Origin of the sequence: Mesorhizobium sp. M1312 (genome assembly GCF_040318115.1) — a bacterium.
GTDB lineage: Bacteria > Pseudomonadota > Alphaproteobacteria > Rhizobiales > Rhizobiaceae > Mesorhizobium.
This window is the reverse complement of the sequence record NZ_JAMYLQ010000044.1, coordinates 19,930-39,961: the sequence shown is the minus strand read 5'-3', so window position 1 is coordinate 39,961 and position 20,032 is coordinate 19,930. Positions and strand designations below refer to the sequence as shown.

Genomic DNA, 20,032 nt, shown 5'->3' with positions numbered 1-20,032 from the left:
GTCTGAATGCGGCTTTCGCCTGCGCGCGAGCCGCCAAGGCTCGCAGGATCGCCGAGAGCTACAATACTTCCAGTATGATCCCCGGCACACCGCCGCAGACGGGCAGACCAAGATCCATTAGGCCTGACGCCAGCCGTTTGGCAACCGAGGTAACGCTTTGTTCTATGGCCGGCGTGCCGATTTCCAGCAATTGGCCCATCGACGCGTAGGCCGCGATTACGCCTGGAAAGTTGTAGTGGCCGATTTCAAAGCGGGCGCGCCGGCGCGCAACTTTACCGTATCGAATATCGGAGCCGATTCTGGTGCATTCCCCATGTCGACACTGAAACGCGCAAGGTAGGCAGGGCTTAGGCGATCAGCCCATTCCCGGGGGCAATATAAAAATCCCGTCCCATAGAGACCCATTAACCCCTTGTACGATGATGCCACCGAAACCATCGACGCCAAGCTGAGTGACATCAGTGTGGAGTATACCAACTGATTGGGATGCGTCGGCCAAAAAAGGCGCTGACCAGCCTGCAAGCTTCGCTGATCGGCTCCATCACTGTCTTGAAGCCGGGGACCATTGTGACCGTCGACAATGTAACGATACGGGTGCGAGCGTCGATGGCCTGGGTAATAGCATCACAGGGAATTGCACCGCTATGAGCGTCTACCACCCGAAGTTCAATTCGGTGTTTGTCCCTGAGTTGAAGCCAAGGTAAGATGTTGTTCGCGTGCTCCAATTCCCGGCACAGGACAACGTTGTCGCCACGCTTCCAAGCAACCGCGTTTCCTATTATATTGATGCCTTCCGATGCGTTCTTCGTGACAGCGATTCATCTTTTCGGAGCCAATGAATTGAGCGAATCTGGAACGTGTCCGCTCAACAAGTCCCATCATTCCCTCTTCATCATTCATACCATTCAATCTATTGTGGAGATGCTGATCCATAGATCTGCGGGTCGTTCTGGATATGAGCCCCTGATTTGCAACATCCATGCAAATAGCGCTTGTAGTGGCTGGGACTCCTGCTGGAGAAAGTCAAAGGAAAGAAAATGTGTTGTCATGCTTATCCGTAATACCCGTGTTCGCGTGTAGAGATTGCAGAACTTTCTCAAATCTCCCGATTTATACATTCATAAGGCAACGGCATTGCCTTTGACTTGAGAAGCCGTCGAGCCACCTTGCGGGCGACCATACTTTTGGGGTCTGATCATCAAGGACAAGATGTCTACCATGAAAATGAGCAAAGGGCTTCGCTGATCGGATCATATTATGGCTTGATCAATGTGGAAGTGAGGCTAATATGCACGGAAGCGAGCAGTTTTTCTGCGCAAATAGCCCTCTTTTTGCAGTGAACGTGAAATGGACCTGGATCGAGTTGACCGGAAGCTTCTGAACGCAGTACAGCGCGACAATCGGCTTACGACAGCCGAGCTGGGCGAACTTGCGGGCCTTTCTGCAACCGCTTGTCAGCGGCGATTGAAGCGACTGCGGGATGATGGCGTGATTGAGGCTGACGTCTCCATCGTCTCGCCACAAGCTGTGGGTCGGCCCATGCTTATGCTGGCGTCTATCAGCCTCGAGCGCGAGCGGGTAGATATCATTGATCGTTTCAAGCAAGCGGTTCGGCGCACGCCTGAGATCATGAGTGCGTATTATGTGACGGGTGAGGCCGATTTCGTCCTCATGATTTCTGTACGGGACATGGCTGAATATGAGGCATTTACCCGTCGATTTTTTCACGAGTCTGATATCAAGGCAGTTAAGACGATGGTCGTAATGGACCGCATTAAGGCATCGTTAGCTCTGCCTATTGAAGAATAACGGCAGTATTCGGTCCTGCTTCTAGTGCTGCGCTTGGATTTTGCTGTCTTAAGCGCAGTAACCGAATATCGATCACGATTCGTTGGATGGATTTCGGCGCGGTGAATTGCGTTTTCTTATATCGACGTATTGCATCGCTCGCTGCGTAAGAGCTGGCCGTCGGCGGCAACATCGATGTCGTCGCCTTCGGTCGGCTTCACTTGTGGCTTCACGAACTGCGCTAGGATGACGGCCATGCCTCCAACCGTGGGTTGGCACTATGGCGCTCAAACGACAGCCGAGTGACCGCTGGCGGGTCGGCGGTCTCCCGCGAAATGGTAGAAAACGCAGTTTTCCTGCGTTGAAACAGGGATTATTTACGCAGATCGCACACTAATGGGCCCTACATGTACACTGCTGACAGCTTCGGCATTATCGCATGGATAGGATCGACCCCGAGATCGTCTCGGGAGGCAGCGTCGAGGCAAGTCGATCGACCCGCTCGCGCGGAAGGGCTCCTCGACCCGCTTCGCTTGGAGGTTTTGGCAATGGATGTAACGACGCAAATCATTGGACACGTTCTCAATTCCGCATTGGAGACGATACCTGAGAAGGCGATCGAACGTGCTAAGCTCTCCATCCTCGATACGATTGCGTGCGCGATCGGCGGATCGAACGATCCGATCGCGCGCAGCGCGCGCCAACTGGGCGCACTATCCGGTGGCAAGCCAGAATCCACAGTTTGGATTTCCGGAGAAAAGCTCCCATCAAGCTTGGCGGCACTCGTCAACGCAACGACAGCTAGAGCCCTCGATTTTGACGATACCTACGAGATTGGTATTAATGGCTGCCATGCAAGCGCATATAATGTCCCACCGGCGTTGGCACTGGCTGAACGCGATCCTTCCATAACCGGAGGCGACTTGCTGTCGGCGCTTGCGACCGCCATCGACCTGCATATTCGTCTGGCGCGCAGCATCACTACCAATGCCATAGACACAGGCCGTGACAATATGGTCGCTGTCTGGGGCGTCACAGCGGTTAGTACCAAATTGCTGCGGCTTGATGAACAGAAAACGCGTAATGCGTTCGGAATCGCTTACGCCCACGCTGCAGGCGAATTCCAAATGTATGAAGAGAGTGCGCAAACGGTGGCGCTGCAGCAGGGATTAAGGGCCCGCTCGGGAATTGAGTCCGCACTCTCAGCCATGGTGGGCTTCAGCGGCCCGCGAGAACCGTTCTTTGGGAGGTATGGCTTCTACAACGCCTTTGAACCTGCCTATGATCTTGATTCATTTATAGACAAACTCGGCGACGACTATGTGAACGCTTCTATTAGCTTCAAGCCTTGGCCGTCGTGCAGGGCTACGCATCACGGAATTGATGGTCTGCTTCAACTACGTGAGAGGCACAACTTCACCGCCGAGGATATTATTTCAATTCAGCTCGGGTTAAATCAGCGCGCTGAGGGTGTCGTAGGCCAGCCGCACGATCAAAAGTGGAACCCACATACCCCAGTTCTCGCGCGATTCAGCCTTCCGTACGTCGTCGCTGTAGCCGCGGTCCGTGGCGGCGTCGCTATTAGCGATTTCCGCACCGAAGCGCTGGACGATCCCGCTGTGCGCCAAGTGATGGCGGCCACCAAGGTTGAAGTTGATCCAGAAATCGATGTCACTCATGGCAGGTACGGTAATTCGCCGACGGTAGTTAAGGTGCAGCTAAGGTCTGGAGCACAGTATTCCATACGCATCGACAAGCCATTCGGCCATCCCGAAAGCCCGGCTTCGCTTACGGATGGCATGCTGAAACTTAAGGCTTGTGCCGAAATGTCGATGCGGTCGTTCTCCGAGAAGCAGCTCGGGTTGATCGGCGAGTTCATAGACGACCTTGATAAGCGACCCACGTTGGCGCCGCTGTTCGATCTGCTGGTTGGCGCTGGATAGGCGACGGGCCCAGGAGTAATAAAGGAGTTTCCTTTGCGAGCTAGACCCGACACGAAGCCGTTGGCACTTGTCAGATAATTAAGGAAACGCGTCTGCGCGTTCCATCCATGGTGGCGTGGAACTTGCGACGGATGTCTGCCGCCCTCGGGTACCCCCGGCAAACTGTAGCCAATCTTGATCAGGCAAAGTTTGCTATTGCCTGCCCAAACCCAGCAAAGCCGCGCCATGATGTTTGCGGCGCAGGGCTATGCAGTGGTGGGCAGGAACTTCGCGCCCAGTTGATTCCGACGTCCTTTCGCGGCGCCCACGGGCCGAATTCGTTGCTTGCGATCGAACAGGCAGTCGGCGTTTCCGACCGCTCTCCGACACCGTCGGGGCGGGAATGTTGCTCTCTCACCACCTGCGTGGCCGTTTATGCGTTTGGAGAAAAAAAACGCCGATTTGCTGCGTTCACACGCAGAATTTGCGTAAAGTTGGCCAGTCCCGCTGGCATACCATTCACACCGTAAGAAGGGTCCTAAGCCGCATTCTTTGCGCTAGGGGCAACAGTTCACAAAAATGGGAGATCTCAATGTCGCAGGAACTCGACTATCTCAGCCGCCGCGTCGCTGCAGGCGGACTGAGCCGACGCGAATTCCTCGGTCGCGCGACGGCGCTTGGCGTCAGCGCCACCTTCGCCAACTCGCTGCTTGCCGGTGCTGCGCTTGCCGGGGGACCCGTTCGGGGAGGCATCATCAAAGGCGGTCTCAGTGGCGGTGAGGCGACCCAAGACCTTGATCCGGCGAACTTTATGATGGCGCCGTTGACCTTCGGCAAATGCTGGGGCGAATATCTCGTTGCAGTTGATGCCGACGGCGGACTGGAGCACCGCCTCGCCGAGGAAATCGGCTCGTCGAAGGACGCTAAGGTCTGGACCTTTAAGATCCGTCAGGACGTGGAATTCCACAACGGCAAGACTGTTACGGCGGAAGACGTGATGGCGACGATGGAACGTCATTCCGACGAGAAATCGAAGTCCGGGGCCCTTGGTGTCTTGCAAGGTATCGAGAGCCTCAAAACGGACGGCCGGAATTTCGTTGTCACCCTCAAGGAGCCGAACGCCGATCTGCCCTACCTGATGACGGACTTTCATCTCGTCATTCAGCCCAACGGGGGCAAAGATGACCCGACCCAAGGCGTCGGCGCCGGACCGTACAAAGTGACGGTCAACGAGCCCGGTATTCGGCTAGGCGGCGAGCGCTTTGCTAATTTCTGGCAGTCAGACAAGATGGGCTTCGCTGACCAGATCGAGATCATTATCATCAACGACGACACCGCCCGCATCTCTGCGCTGCAGGGCGGCCAGGTCCACATTATCAACGCGGTCCAGCCCAAAGTCGTTGATCTCATCAAGCGCGTGCCCAACTTGAAGGTCGAAACCGGATCAGGCCCGGGCCACTACAATTTCGCCATGTTCTGCAATACGGCGCCGTTCGACAATAAGGATCTCAGGATGGCGCTCAAGCTCGCCATGGACCGGCAGGAAATGGTGGACAAGATCCTGCGCGGCTACGGCACGGTCGGTAACGACTTTCCGATTAACGCCGCCTATCCGCTCTTCTCAGACGACATCGAGCAGCGCGTTTTCGATCCGGACAAAGCCAAGTTCCACTATAAGAAGTCGGGCCACAGCGGGCCGATTCTGCTGCGCACGTCGGACGTTGCCTTCCCTGGCGCCGTCGATGCCGCGCAGCTTTTTCAGCAGAGCTGCGCCAAGGCCGGCATTACCCTTGAGGTCGGACGTGAGCCAGGCGATGGTTATTGGGCTGAGGTCTGGAACAAGAAGCCCTTCTTCGCGACCAACTGGCGAGGACGCCCGACGCAGGACCAGATGTACTCCACTACCTATCTTTCTACGGCGGAATGGAATGAAACGCGTTTCGTTAACGAAAAGTTCGACAAGCTTCTCATGGAGGCGCGCGGAGAACTCGACCAGGATAAGCGCAAGGCCCTCTATCGCGCGATGGGTATCATCGTAAGGGATGAGGGCGGCGTGATCTTGCCCATGTTCAATCAATCCATAGACGCGACTTCGGACAAGATCGGCGGGTTTGTCGGCGGCCGTGCTGAGCTGATGGACGGCTATGCGTTCGCCAAATGCTGGCTTAAGGCGTGATCCGTAGCGCGGCATGTAGGCCCGTTGTGGAATAGATCTGCATCACGCGCGACGGTCCGCGCGCTGATGCCTTGGGTCGATTTCCGTCAGCAAGCCGGCCGACGGACCGCGTCGCCCGGTCGATCATTGGCTAGCAACCCACGCTGCTGCTCCTTGATACGTTACAACGTCCACTGCCTGTGCGCCGCGCCCATTCCAAGTGACCGAGGTTGAACAATGGAATTCGACTACATCGTCGTCGGTTCCGGCAGTGCCGGATCGCCAGTTGCTGCTCGTCTTGTGGAGAAGGGCGCCCGCGTTTTGCTGCTCGAAGCAGGCAAGCGCGAAAAACTCCACGTAACGCGGATCCCGGCATCGTCGATGTATACCGTGGGCAACAAACGCTATGACTGGAATTATATGACGGAGCCGGATCCAACGCGCAACGGGCTCAAGGAATCATGGCCGCGTGGCCGCGTCCCGGGCGGCTCGTCCGCCATCAACGGTATGATCTTCATTCGCGGCGCACAGAGTGACTTTGACGCTTGGGGGAAGCTCGGCAACAGCGGATGGGATTGGAATTCGGTACTTCCGTACTTTCGCAAGATGGAGACTGCGGATAAATATACAGACAATGACGCCTATCGCGGGGGTATGGGTCCACTGCACGTTTCGACGCTGCGTTGGCGCATTCCGGTTGCCGATAAATTCATCGACAGTCTTGTGAATTTGGGCGTCCCATATAACCCTGACCTCAATGGAGCCTCACATGAGGGGGTTGCTTGGAATCAGGGCTCCACGAAGAACGGCATGCGCCATTCAGCATTCGACGCGTATCTTGGACCGCTGCAGAAAGACCCTAATTTGGTCGTCATGGACGACGCCTTAGTCAACAGTCTGATCATAGAGACAAATCGTGCAAAGGGCGTCGTGTTTACGCGCGGTGATCAGGTCATCCGCGCAAGTGCGCGGCGGGGCGTCGTGCTGTGTGCCGGTGCACTTAATTCGCCACAGATCCTGATGCTGTCCGGCATTGGCGATCCCGGCGAACTTTCGAAGCACGGCATAAAAACCGTTGTGGCCAGCCCCGATGTGGGCCAGAACCTTCTAGAGCATCCGTGCCTCCATGTCCTCGCCGAGATGAATATAAACACGGGAAACGCTTACGCGTCGGGGCTTGGACGGGTTCGGGCGTTCGCAGAATGGGCTTTTGCAAGGAAGGGGGTGCTCACTGAATCCTTGGCGCAAGTCATCGCCTTCCTTAAGTCTACTCCTGATCAAAAAGTGCCCGATCTCCAATTCCATCTATTGGCCTTCGGGTTTTTATTAAAAAATGGGAGGCGGCACGTCCCACCTCGAAATCTTGTAACGATCTATGCCAATGTAAACCATTCAAAAAGCAAAGGCTATTTGTCGCTTCGATCGAATAACCCCCAAGACTCTATAGCTATTTATCCCCGCCTGCTCGATCACCCAGACGACCTAAAAGGTGTCTTGCTCGGCTTAGATTGGGTTCGGCGGCTGGCTTCCACGCCACCCTTCGGCAGTCATGTGCTCCAGCTTATCGACGTGCCTTCTCGTGAAGCGGGGCGTGAGGCCGACGAAGAATATGTGCGCAACTCGACTGGACCGGGCTTCCATCCCGTCGGCACCTGCCGAATGGGCATCGATGACCAGGCCGTCGTGACTCCCGACCTACGTGTGCGGGGGACTGAGGGCTTATGGGTTGCGGATGCGTCGATATTCCCAACGCATATTGCAGGCAACACCAACGCGACGTGTATTATGATTGGTGAGCGCGCGGCAGACCTTATCCACCCCAGCTGAACAAGGATAGTCGTTGCCGCCACGATACGGTTGGACGCCTTAGCGGAAAAATTCTTCCTTGAACCTGAGGACGTCTGCCAAGGTCAGTATGTGAATTTGTATCGAATTAGCGGAAACTCGGCGTCACAAGAGAATTAGGCAAAGAGTTACAGGAGCGAGAATTGCAGCACGAACGGGAACACTATGTGAATGGGGAGTGGGTCGAACCCTTGGAGTCAAATTTAATTGACGTGGTTGATCCCTCATCTGAAGAAGTATTCACTCGCATCGCTGGAGGCGGACCAAAGGATGTCGACCGCGCAGTGGTTGCTGCTCGGGCAGCATTTCTAGAGTTTTCTAACACTACTCGACGCGAACGACTCGAGTTACTGCGATCGATCCTTGCAGAGTACGAGAGGAGACAAGAAGACGTTGCTTCGGTGCTTTGCACGGAATTAGGCGCACCGCTTCAAATCGCGCGCGAGTGGCAACTGGCATCGGCTGACATTAGAAGCGTTATAGAGGTGTTGGAGCATTACCAGTTCGAAGAATTACAAGGAACGACCCGGATTGTCCGAGAACCGATCGGGGTCGTGGGATTGATCACGCCTTGGAATTATCCGGTGCTTCAGATCATAATGAAGGTTGCTCCAGCGATTGCCGCGGGTTGCACGATGCTGCTCAAACCTTCCGAGGTGGCTCCGTTGAATGCTATTATCTGGTCCGAAATCATGCATGCTGCCGGTGTGCCCGCGGGCGTGTATAACATGGTCCAAGGGGCAGGCGCTGTGGTGGGGGAAGCCATTTCAGCACATCCAGGAATAGAAATGGTCTCTTTTACCGGTTCGACACGCGCCGGTATCCTGATTGCTCAGTCAGCCGCGAGAACCGTCAAACGTGTAGCACAGGAGCTTGGGGGGAAATCGGCGAATATTTTGTTGCCTGATGTGGACTTTGAAAGTGCTGTCACGAAGGGTGTGCTTGGAGTGATGCGCAATAGCGGCCAAGCTTGCAGTGCACCCACTCGTATGTTTGTACCAGCAGACCGCCACGACGAAGTAAAGGAGATTGCCAAGGCGGTCGCAGAACGGCTGATCGTTGGCGATGTACGTGACCCGAAAACAAATATCGGTCCAGTAGTAAATAGAAACCAATTCGACAAGATTCAGGGCTTCATACAGACTGGCATGGAAGAGGGGGCAGATCTCGTCACTGGCGGGCTTGGTAGGCCGGAGCATCTGAACCGAGGCTATTTCGTCCGTCCCACAATATTTGCCAACGTCCACAATGACATGACCATTGCGCGCGAAGAGATTTTCGGGCCGGTTCTGTCAATTCTGCCGTATCGGGATGAGGAAGAGGCGATCGACCTCGCGAACGATACGATCTTCGGCTTGGCGGCATATGTTCAATCGTCGGACCTTGTACGCGCCCGCAGGGTGGCAGCGCGTATGCGGGCTGGCACTGTGCATATCAACTATCCAGCATTCGACAGAGCCGCGCCCTTCGGAGGCTACAAACAATCCGGGAACGGGCGGGAAAATGGCAGGTGGGGCTTGGAGGAGTTCCTCGAAGTGAAGGCACTGCTCGGCTATGTCCCTATGGCGTAGTCCGCATTGCGGCCAAGTTGCGCTGGTAAGACAAGTCGTCGTTGGCGCGTCGTGGTCGGCGCTCTTTTCGATTTTCGCCACCACACCGGGCCAACGGAAAATGTCGCCCATTCAAAGTTACGCTGCTATGCGCATAGCCCTTCGGACGTGCGAGAGGGTCAGATTGCAGCGTACTGAACTCAATGGCCGTCTCAAGCATAGGCTGCGGCTCAAGGAAAGCATCCGAATGCGCAGTTGAAGGTGCCGACTACACATTGTCAGATCCTCAGTCCGGGTAGCCGGTACATATCGCGTCTACACTAGCAGTACTCGAGCTTTAGCAGGCAAGGTGCGTCGCCGATCAATTCGCGGTCTGACAGGCCCAAGTGCGTGACGTTAGGCACCGTAAATCCCCAACACGGAAAACGACGAACATAGTCGCCTGTCGTATTGCGTACACAAAGGGGAGAAAATTCCGAATTCCTGCATCGAGGGGAGCAGAATTTGGGCAGATCGGCTCAATTGCGGGGTTACGATCAGGGAAACGAACGCCGCGCTATCGGCACTGGGAAAAGGAGGAGAGCCAATGTCGCAGGAACTCGACTATCTCGGCCGCAGCGTCGCTGCAGACCAGTTGAGCCGACGTGAATTTCTCGGCCGTGCGGCGGCTCTAGGCGTCGGCGCCACCATCGCTAGTTCGCTTTTTGCCGGCGCCGCCAAGGCGCAGGTGCCCCAAAAGGGTGGTATCCTGAAAGCTGGCCTTCAAGGTGGTGGTGCCACCGACAGTCTTGACCCAGCCCTCCCTGCAGGCGCACCTCCCATCACTTTTGGCAGATGTTGGGGCGAGATGCTGATGGAAGTGACCCCCGATAACGGCCTCGAATACCGTATCGCTGAAGAAATTGGCTCTTCGAAGGATGTCAAGCAGTGGACTCTGAAAATTCGGAAAGGCGTCCAGTTCCACAATGGCAAGGAGGTAACGCCCCAAGACGTTGTCGCCACGCTAGAGCGTCATTCCAATAAGGAGTCGAAATCCGGCGCCTTGGGCATCCTGAGCGGTATCGAAGCCATCAAGGCGAACGGGCGTGACGTCGTGATCACGCTTAAAGAACCCAACGTTGATCTGCCCTACCTGATGACTGATTATCACCTGATCATCCAGCCGAATGGCGGGAAGGACAATCCAGCCGCCGGCATTGGGGCTGGCCCGTATAAGGTCGCCGTCAACGAGCCGGGTGTGCGGCACGTCGGCGAAAAGTTCAAGGACTACTGGCAGGGCGACAAGCTCGGCCACGCCGATCAGGTCGAAATCATAGTCATCAATGATGCCACCGCACGTATTGCGGCCCTACAAGGCAATCAGGTCCACATGATCAACCGCGTCGAGCCGAAAGTCGTCGATCTGGTGAAGCGTGCCCCTGGAGTGACCATCCAAAATGTGACCGGGCGCGGTTGCTATCTTCTTAATATGTTCTGCGACACCGCGCCGTTCGATAACAACGATGTCAGGATGGCGTTGAAGCTGGCCCTAGACAGAGAACAAATGCTGGACAAGATCTTTCGCGGCTACGGTGCAATGGGTAACGACTTTCCGATCAACGACGCCTATCCGTTGTTTTCCGGCGATGTCGAGCAGCGCGCCTTCGATCCGGACAAAGCCAAGTTCCACTATAAGAAGTCGGGCCACAGCGGTCCCATCCTCTTGCGCACGTCAGACGTTGCATTCCCTGGCGCGGTCGATGCCGCGCAGCTCTATCAGCAGAGTGCGGCCAAGGCCGGAATCACCCTTGAGATAAAGCGGGAGCCTGGAGATGGCTATTGGTCGGAGGTCTGGCAAAAGCAGCCCTTCTATGCTTCCTACTGGACCGGGCGCTCAACGCAGGACCAGATGTACTCGAGTGCCTATCTGTCGACGGCAAAGTGGAACGACACGCACTTCTTCAATAAGAAATTCGACAAGCTTCTCATCGAGGCACGCGGCGAACTCGACCAGGACAAGCGCAAAAACCTCTATCGCGAAATGGCTATCATCGTTCGCGACAACGGTGGTGTGATCGTGCCGTTCTTCAACCAGTTCATCGACGCGACCGGGCCGGACGTGAAGGGCTTCGTGAAGCATCCAGCGCGGGATATGTGCAACGGCTACGCATTGGCGCAATGCTGGCTCGAAACGTGAACAGCATGCCTATGGGTTCGCCTGTTCTGAGGCTGGTTGCCCAGCGTATCGCGCTGGGCATCCTCCTTCTGTTGGCCGTTTCGGTCCTGATCTTCGCCGGCACCCAGATCCTGCCCGGCGACGTCGCCCAAGCTATTCTCGGGCAGTCGGCGACACCGGAGTCGCTCGCCAATCTGCGCGAGCAGCTCGGCCTCAACGATCCGGCCTTTATCCGCTATTTCCGCTGGCTCGGCGGCGTCGTGACCGGCGATCTCGGCACCGCCATGTCGAGCGGGCAGGATATTGCGGCGTCGATCAAGGGGCGGTTGTGGAACACGCTGTTCCTCGCCTTCTGGGCGGCGGTCGTGGCCGTGCCGCTGGCGATCGTCCTCGGCCTGATCGCGGTGCGTTACCGCAATGGCTGGGTCGACAAGCTGATCTCCGGACTGGCGCTTGCCTCGACCTCGTTTCCCGAATTCTTCATCGGCTACGTGCTCGTCTATTTCTTCGCCGTGAAATACCAGATCTTCCCCGGCATCTCGACCGTCTATGACGGAATGCCTTTCGGCGAGCGCATGCAGGCGATCATGCTGCCGGCGGCGGCACTGACGCTGGTGGTGCTCGCCCACATGATGCGCATGACGCGCGCCGCTATCCTCAATGTCATGCAATCGGCGTATGTGGAAACCGCCGAGCTCAAGGGGCTTTCGGCATTCGCCGTCATCCGCAGGCATGCCTTTCCCAATGCGATTGCGCCGATCATCAACGTCGTCATGCTCAACCTCGCCTATCTGATCGTCGGCGTCGTCGTGGTCGAAGTGATCTTCGTCTATCCGGGCATGGGCCAATATCTCGTCGACCACGTCACCAAGCGCGACGTGCCGGTGGTGCAGGCGGTCGGCCTGATCTTCGCCGCTGTCTACATCAGCTTGAACATCATTGCGGACATAGCGGCGATCGTCGCCAATCCGCGTCTCAGACATCCGAAATAGGGGAGCGGGCATGCTCGACATAAAACGCATCCCCATCCCTGCGCTGATCGGCCTGGTGCTGACGGCGCTGTTCGTGCTGGCGGCGATCTTCGCGCCCTGGATCGCGCCGTATGGCAATGGCGAGATCGTCGGCGATGTCTGGGGACCGATGTCGGCGACACATTGGCTGGGCACCGACAATCTCGGCCGCGACCTCCTTTCGCGCATGATCTACGGCGCCCGCGTCACGCTGTTCATCGCCGTGCTGGCCACCGCGCTGTCCTTCTCGCTTGGGGCCATCCTCGGCTTCTCGGCGGCGGTTTTCGGCGGCTGGTTCGACACGCTTATGTCGCGCCTCGTCGATCTCCTGATGTCGATCCCGACGCTGATCATGGGTCTCGTCGTGCTCTCGGTGCTGCCAACCAATCTGGTGACGCTGATCCTGGTCATGGGCATTCTCGACTCGACCCGCGTCTACCGCCTGTCGCGCGCGGTCGCCGTAGACATCAACGTCATGGATTTCGTCGAGGCGGCCAAGCTGCGCGGCGAAGGCAGCATGTGGATCATCTTCCGCGAGATCTTGCCCAATGCGTTGTCGCCGCTGGTTTCGGAACTCGGCCTGCGCTTTATCTATGCGGTGCTGTTCCTGTCGACGCTGTCCTTCCTCGGACTTGGCGTGCAGCCGCCTAGCGCCGATTGGGGCGGCATGGTCAAGGAAAACAAGGACGGCATCGTCTTCGGCATAGCGGCGGCACTCATCCCTGCGGCGGCGATCGCCATGCTGGCGATTTCCGTCAACCTTGTCGCCGACTGGGTGCTCAACCGCACGACAAGCCTGAAGGGAGGGCGCGGCTGATGGCTGACCAGCGAGCAAAGTCCGTGCTGCTCGACATCCGCAACCTGCGCATCGAGGCCACGGTGTTCCCGCCGGGCGAGGCCCCCAAGAACATCGTACTGGTCCATGATGTGTCGCTGACGCTCGAGAAGGGCAAGGTGCTCGGCCTGATCGGCGAGTCCGGTGCCGGCAAGTCGACCATCGGCCTGTCGTCGATGGGCTATGGCCGCGGCGGTGTGCGCATCACCGGCGGCGAGGTCATCCTCAACGGCCGCGACATATTGAAGGGCGGCAAGGAAGGGTTCCGCAAATTGCGCGGCCGCGAGGTCTGCTATGTCGCGCAGTCGGCGGCGGCCGCCTTCAACCCGGCGCACCGTCTGATGGACCAGGTGGTGGAAGCGACGCTGCTGCATGGCCTTGCGAACAAGGCCGAGGCAGAAAAGCGGGCGGTTGGACTGTTCAAGAAACTCGGCCTGCCCAACCCCGAAACCATCGGCCAGCGTTTCCCGCACCAGGTGTCGGGCGGCCAATTGCAGCGCGTGATGACGGCGATGGCGCTGTGTTCCGAGCCGGATCTGATCGTCTTCGACGAGCCGACCACGGCGCTCGACGTCACCACGCAGATCGACGTTCTCGCGGCGATAAAGGATGCCATCCGCGACACGCATGTGGCGGCCCTTTACATCACCCACGACCTTGCCGTCGTCGCCCAAGTCTCGGACGAAATCATGGTGCTCCGGGACGGTAAGAGGGTGGAGCACGCTGAAACCCGACAGATCATCGAGGCGCCGCGCATGGACTATACTAAGGCGCTGGTGTCGGTGCGTTCGATCGAGCATGAGGAGAAGCGACCGACGCGGACGCCTCTGTTGTCGGTTAGGGGCGCCACCGCTGCTTATGGAAGCGGTGTCGTGAAGGTTCTGCAGGAAGTCTCGGTTGACGTCCATCCCGGCCAAACCCTCGCTGTCGTCGGCGAGTCGGGCTCTGGAAAATCCACCTTGGCCCGCGTCATCACAGGGCTGCTGCCGCCGCTCGCTGGCAGCATCACCTTCGCCGGCCGCGCGCTGGCTCCGAGACTCGCCAACCGATCCAGAGATGATCTTCGCGAACTTCAGATGATCTATCAGATGGCGGATATGGCGATGAACCCGCGCCAGACCGTAGGCACGATCATCGGCCGGCCGCTGGAGTTCTACTTCGGCATGAGAGGCCGCGAGCGCGACAAGCGTGTTGCCGAGCTGCTCGACGAGATCGAGATGGGCAAGGGCTTCATCGACCGGTATCCGGCTGAGCTTTCGGGCGGGCAAAAGCAGCGAGTCTGCATCGCTCGCGCGCTCGCCGCCAAGCCTAAACTGATCATCTGTGACGAGGTGACCAGCGCGCTCGATCCGCTTGTCGCCGAGGGCATCCTAAAGCTGTTGCTTCGCCTGCAGAAGTTCGAGGATGTGGCGTATTTGTTCATTACCCACGATCTTGCGACCGTAAAGGCGATCGCTGATTCCATTGCGGTTATCTATCGCGGCGAAGTCGCCCGCTACGGCTCAAAGACGTATGTGCTCGAGCCCCCCTTCGATGCCTATACCGACTTGCTTCTCTCCTCGGTTCCTGAAATGGAGGTTGGTTGGTTGGAAAAGGCGATCAAGGGACGCCGTATCGAGGGGGCGGGACACTAAGCTTCACCCGGACGCCGGCATAGCCGGAATACTGTCCCCCGGCAGTTCACGCAGTTTTTTGGACGCCGCCAATTCAAGCGCATCGCCAAGGGTGTCGCGTGCAAGAAGAGGCTAGGCTAGTGGGTCCTTTATAACGAAGCCCGGCAGGCACTCCGGAAGTTGCCCCGGCGTCGATCCTCCCAATGAAATGGTAAAGTGCGTAAAACTGCACGATCACCTGACGCGCTCATCGCCAGATTCTATCTATCGCCAGTAGTTCAGCTTATCGCATTGACCTTGGCATAGGCGCGAGGCGCTCGATCCCATGCACAAAGGACCGCAAATCTTTCGCGCAGATGAACAAACGCTTGAAGATGGAAGGCAGGTTCTCGCGAGATGCGTATTGCGGCTTTGGCGATGTGACGGTGATTTCCGACGGCGCCGAAATCCTCAAGCGGCTACCCCGCGCGATGCCGAGGCCGACCACGCACATCATCGACTTGTTCCACATCGCCATGAAGATCCAACCCATGCAGCAGATCGCGGATCACATGGTTCGATCCCGCTCGGATCTTGCCGGCATCCTCCCAACCATCGACAGGGACATCAGAGCGGTGAAGTGGCGTCTGTGGCACGGACGCCTGGATCGAGCGATCCGCAACCTCTAGGACATTATTACGCGATTGCTGCCGTTGCGAGGGGCTGGAGATCTGTCGGCCGCGCGTCTCCATACCCTCGGTTCGCAGCTCTCCACCTACATCCGCTCGAATCGCAGTGCCATCATCAATTATGGAGCCCGCTATCGGTCAGGCCTTCGCGTCGCTTCCATTGGTTGCGGTCGGCATCGGAAGCACCCGCGGCTACAAAACTGATAAGACACCGTGTAGGAGACCGGTAACTTCTCTGGGGTTATGCGGCTCGGAGAAGAGGCGGCTTGGGCTTGAACAGCGAAGGCGGCACCTGAGGCTCTGGTTCTCGCAATCCTGCACGCAGCCGATCACGAAGCTCGCCGTTCATTTCGGCGGTTCGTACCTGCATTAGCATGTGGGCGCCATACTGAGACCACCGCATCTGCTGCTTCTTCACCATGCGCTTGGCCACCAGTGAATTGACCGCCGACTCGGCAAGGGTCGTGGCGCCTCTCGCCGGAGAGCATGAAGGGTTCGATCCCGTATCGCGGGTTGGTCGGTGTTGCTGGTGGCGAAGTAGCGGGCGCCCGCATCTCCCCACCCGCCGCGGCCGCATCGGGCTACGACGATCTCGAAATTTCGAGCTGTTTGGATCGGCGCTGCGAACATGAGCCGTATCGATGCTGATGACGAACTCTTTCCGTCGATCACCAGGAAGCTGCATTTCGAGCTGGCGCCGTTCATCCATCTGCAATTTTGCGCACCAGGCTTCCCCCGCGATTTGCTCGTCGAGCCGCTCGCCAACTCTAATTGTCGCTTGCGTACGGTTGCATGCGTCTCAGTCGGCTCAATGGGTAGAAACTCGGCGAGTATGCTGGGGGCCTGCCGATACGGCATCGTGCTCCCCAGTCGCGCAGTCAGTTCCATCAACTCGGGAGTGGCCCGATCCGGACAGATTTCCTTTAGCGGCGCGAACGCGCCGACTATCCCTGGGTGCCAATCCCGGCACAGCATCCAGCGGGGATTGCAAACTTCCACAGTGCCGAAGACCGTTCGAATGCGGCGCGTCGTATAGTCCTTGACTGGCCGAAAGGTGTGGCAATCCGGGCAGACCCGTCTAAAGAGGGCATAGGTCTCAGCCTCCTGGGTCACGACCGCGTTCTGCAAGGCGGCCACGATCTTCTTGCCATCACCGATCGAAAGGCCAAGGTCTCCATCGCGCAGGGCGTTCCTCGCTTTTGTCGATCCGGGTTTCTCGGCGACAAATGCCGAACTCGTTTTTACCCTCGATCGAGATCGACCATTCCATCGCCATCGTCATCTCCTTGAACAAGGAGACGTTGATGGCCCAGTCCACGCTAACAAATCGTGGCCGCGATTACCCCAGAGAAGTTACCGGTCTCTTCGCCTGCGGGATGGTTAGAACGCAGGGGACGCTGTTGTTCATTGCGACGGCGACGGCGATCAGGTCCGCCTTGACGTTGTTGCCCTTGCCTCCAGATCTGCGTTGCCTGGTCGGCTTTTCCTGATGGTCCATGATCCCTGATCTGGCTGGGCGGAGTTCCGCTGCGGAAGCAGCTGAACCGATTTAGATTGGTTTTCTATCTCGCCCACACGCAATTTTAGCCCTTCGCACCTGCACGAGAATGTCCCAAACGCGACACCCACAGTTGGTAACGTAGGGGAAAGAGGCCTCTTTGAGTGCGGTTGGTACACCAAGACGACCACCATATCGACGACCATCAACGCGCATTCCACCCACGGCGCTGTCGCCGACTAGCAGTACGTCGCAGTGGGATCGGCCAGCCAGGCAACGGGACTCGTTTAGGGTGTTAGGTAGATGAGCGGCGTTCCCACCTCCTTGGTTCGCGAGGGGCAACTCTGCGGGTTTGCCGTCAGCCGGATTCTTTCAAAGGAGGGACGGAAGCAATTACGTCATTTTCCAACACTGACCTCCATCGGCGTCCGATTTTGCACGCCGATTCACATCTGTTCTCTAGACGGACACTCCAGTTCTCCAGACGGACACTCCAGTCCCAATCGAGGCGGGTTTGATTATCGAAGGTTGCATTCTGCGCCAACTGGCCAAAACCGCAGATTTCCTGCTCACCGGAAAGACACTTCGCGTGAAGTAGGCGGTTCTCAAGTGCTACCGTCCACGTGCATGCTCGACTGGGCAGATGTTAACCATGCCCACGGAGAAGTCGGGCCGTCGCATCGTCGCCAAGGCGGCCTTACACTACCGACTACGGACGGGCGAATTCGGAATCCCGCGAAGGAGAACAGGCGCATGCTGATCGGCTATACCAACCGATTTTCGGCCCGTGCTGGCGAAAACCTCGAAGTGAAAGTGTCCAGCGACTTTTCCAGCGACTACGCCGCTGATCTCGTTCGCATATTCTCAGCAGACCCTAATCCCGACGGGCCAGGCATCGACGTTCGTCCGGTCTCGGCGGCCTTCGAAGGCCTCTACCGATCAGTGTCGAAGTCATCGCGTCCAGGGTCTTACGGCATTATTCCCCTTGGGAGTGCGGATATTGCCGCCGATGCTACGTTTTCGATCAGAGTCCAACCGCGTCTCCTTCGCGAGGCGCCCCAAGCTTTGTTCTCCTTCGTTACAGGGTCGGGCGAAGCCGTCTCGATCAGCATCCAGAACGACGGTCTAACGCTAGACATGTTTGACGACACGAGCGTCGTTTCCTTCGCGTTCGAAATCGGCCGATGGTACGAGTTGAGGCTTGCGATTGCAGCACGCGGTCTGCATCTGGTAGGATACTGTGTCGAGACTGGATTACGGTCTTTCGAGATTAGGACGCGGCCGCCGGGGAAGGTCGGATTTACAAAACTGGTACTGGCGGCTACGCCGCAGCCGGGAGACCCAATAGCGTTCACATCGTTTTTCAACGGGCGACTCGAAGCCCCTATGTTGTCGCGAGGGGCGCTGCTTGTCGAAAGCCTTTTGGACAGTCCACTACAGGAAGAGGACATAATCGCTTTCTGGGATTTCGGTATCGACATTCCGACCTCTCACATCCGCGACAAAGGCCCGTGGCGGCTCGACGGAACGCTCCATAACCTGCCAGCACGAGCTGTGCGAAGCTCGCGATGGTCCGGCAAGGAGATGTGCTGGAGGCATGCGCCTGATGAATATGCAGCAGTCCATTTCCACGAGGGCGACCTGTACGATTGCGGCTGGGATACGGATTTCTGCTTCGATATACCTCGCGATCTTCCGAGCGGAGTGTACGGTATCCGTTTGAGATGCGAAAACGCTGAGGACATTATCCCTTTCTTTGTCCGCCCAGCCCGAGCTGCTCCAAAGGCAAGGGTTGCAGTGCTTTTCTCGACATTCACTTATCTTGCTTACGCGAATTTTACCCGCCACAACTTCGACGCCGCATTCATAGAAAGGCGCAAGGCCTGGAATGCCTATCCAAACCATCCCGAAGAATATCCGCAGTTTGGGCGATCGCTCTATGATCTCCATCTCGACGGCAGCGGGATGATGTTCAGTTCTGCGTTGCGGCCGCAGCTAAGCATGCGGTCCGGCTACTTCGCCTATATTGACCACCGAGGATCGGGGTTGCGTATTTTCCCCGCCGACATGCATTTGATCGCTTGGTGCGCAGCAAAGGATATTGCCGTCGACGTCGTCACAGATCATGACTTGGAGGCCGAGGGTAGCAAAGCGCTCGAAGAGTATGCGTTGGTGCTGACAGTGACGCACCCAGAATATCACACAGCTGGCAGCCTCGGCGCCATCGAAGATTTTGTGACTGGGGGTGGCAGCCTCGGCTACCTCGGAGGCAACGGGTTCTACTGGCGGATCGCCACAAGCGATAACTTTCCCGGCGCTATAGAGATCAGGCGGGGCGAGACGGGCGCCCGGGCATGGGAGGCGGAACCCGGAGAGGCATTTCATGCTTTCGACGGTCAGTATGGCGGGCTCTGGCTGAAGAACGACAGGCCTCCTCAGCGGCTCGTCGGCGTCGGGATGTCGGCTCACGGCCCGTTCACTGGCTCCTACTACCGTCGTACTGTCGCCTCTTACGATCCGAGTTTTGCGTGGCTGTTTAGTGGGATCGATGACGAGATCCTTGGTGATTTTGGATTTTCCGGCGGGGGGGCTGCGGGATTCGAAGTCGACATCGTCGACCCGTCCTTGGGCACCCCGCCAAATGCGGTTGTCCTTGCGAAATCTGAGAAGTTCTTGGGCGGCTACCTCGTCGTTCCGGAAAGAGTTTATTGGGGAGCGGAAGTGAACATGCCGGATTGGCAGTCGTCCCAGATCCGGGCGGATCTGTGCTTCATTCCGAAAGCTGACGGAAATTTTGTTTTCTCTGCAGGATCGATCCTGTTTTGCGGAAGCCTTCCAATGAATGACTTCAAGAACAACATCTCGAAACTGCTGGAGAACGTGGTCCGGCGCTGTCTTTGAGCGATGAGACGGCAAACAGCTTGCCGGCGTCATGGTGCCGCGAAAGGCGTTCAGGGCACGTTATGCCCTGAAGGCCAGAGTGAATGGCGCCT

Annotated in this window: 13 protein-coding genes; 12 read left to right on the top strand and 1 reads right to left on the bottom strand. The window is 57.5% G+C overall.

Annotated elements, in window-relative coordinates; genetic code table 11:
* Positions 1-458 precede the first annotated feature (458 nt).
* A complete protein-coding gene (locus NKH36_RS31915; protein ID WP_352964192.1) occupies positions 459-779 on the bottom strand; it encodes an aminotransferase class V-fold PLP-dependent enzyme in 321 nt (106 codons plus the stop codon).
* Positions 780-1,347: 568 nt separating this feature from the next.
* Between NKH36_RS31915 and NKH36_RS31910 the strand changes: the two genes are divergently transcribed.
* From NKH36_RS31910 to NKH36_RS31850, 12 genes are all read left to right on the top strand, one after another.
* Positions 1,348-1,809 (top strand): Lrp/AsnC family transcriptional regulator, encoded by a 462-nt coding sequence (locus tag NKH36_RS31910; protein WP_352964182.1) that lies wholly within the window; start codon positions 1,348-1,350, stop codon positions 1,807-1,809.
* Between the two features lie 527 nt (positions 1,810-2,336).
* Complete coding sequence (locus NKH36_RS31905) at positions 2,337-3,731, top strand: MmgE/PrpD family protein (protein WP_352964180.1); 1,395 nt, start codon at positions 2,337-2,339, stop codon at positions 3,729-3,731.
* A gap of 571 nt (positions 3,732-4,302) precedes the next feature.
* Entirely contained in the window at positions 4,303-5,886 is a 1,584-nt protein-coding gene (locus NKH36_RS31900) for an ABC transporter substrate-binding protein (protein WP_352964190.1), read from the top strand.
* Between the two features lie 216 nt (positions 5,887-6,102).
* Positions 6,103-7,692, top strand: a complete 1,590-nt coding sequence (locus tag NKH36_RS31895) for a GMC family oxidoreductase (protein ID WP_352964178.1) — start codon at positions 6,103-6,105, stop codon at positions 7,690-7,692.
* Between the two features lie 161 nt (positions 7,693-7,853).
* The gene (locus NKH36_RS31890) at positions 7,854-9,281 is read left to right on the top strand and encodes an aldehyde dehydrogenase family protein (RefSeq protein WP_352964176.1); all 1,428 of its coding nucleotides are present in this window, start codon (positions 7,854-7,856) and stop codon (positions 9,279-9,281) included.
* A 565-nt stretch (positions 9,282-9,846) separates the two neighbouring features.
* Positions 9,847-11,436, top strand: coding sequence for an ABC transporter substrate-binding protein (locus tag NKH36_RS31885; protein WP_352964173.1), 1,590 nt, complete (start codon positions 9,847-9,849; stop codon positions 11,434-11,436).
* Positions 11,437-11,447: 11 nt separating this feature from the next.
* A complete protein-coding gene (locus NKH36_RS31880; protein WP_352964187.1) occupies positions 11,448-12,407 on the top strand; it encodes an ABC transporter permease in 960 nt (319 codons plus the stop codon).
* A gap of 10 nt (positions 12,408-12,417) precedes the next feature.
* On the top strand, positions 12,418-13,242 hold the full coding sequence (locus NKH36_RS31875) for an ABC transporter permease (RefSeq protein WP_287333039.1): 825 nt from the start codon (positions 12,418-12,420) through the stop codon (positions 13,240-13,242).
* Positions 13,242-14,894, top strand: coding sequence for an ABC transporter ATP-binding protein (locus NKH36_RS31870; protein WP_352964171.1), 1,653 nt, complete (start codon positions 13,242-13,244; stop codon positions 14,892-14,894). Before NKH36_RS31875 ends, NKH36_RS31870 begins: the two co-directional genes overlap by 1 nt.
* Positions 14,895-15,229: 335 nt before the next feature.
* Entirely contained in the window at positions 15,230-15,541 is a 312-nt protein-coding gene (locus NKH36_RS31865) for a hypothetical protein (protein WP_352964168.1), read from the top strand.
* Positions 15,542-16,767: 1,226 nt separating this feature from the next.
* Positions 16,768-17,031: a hypothetical protein gene (locus tag NKH36_RS31855; protein ID WP_352964167.1), complete on the top strand. Its 264-nt coding sequence runs from the start codon at positions 16,768-16,770 to the stop codon at positions 17,029-17,031.
* A gap of 761 nt (positions 17,032-17,792) precedes the next feature.
* Positions 17,793-19,940 carry a N,N-dimethylformamidase beta subunit family domain-containing protein gene (locus NKH36_RS31850; protein WP_352964166.1) on the top strand — a complete coding sequence of 716 codons (2,148 nt, stop codon included), beginning with the start codon at positions 17,793-17,795 and terminating at the stop codon, positions 19,938-19,940.
* Positions 19,941-20,032: the final 92 nt, after the last annotated feature.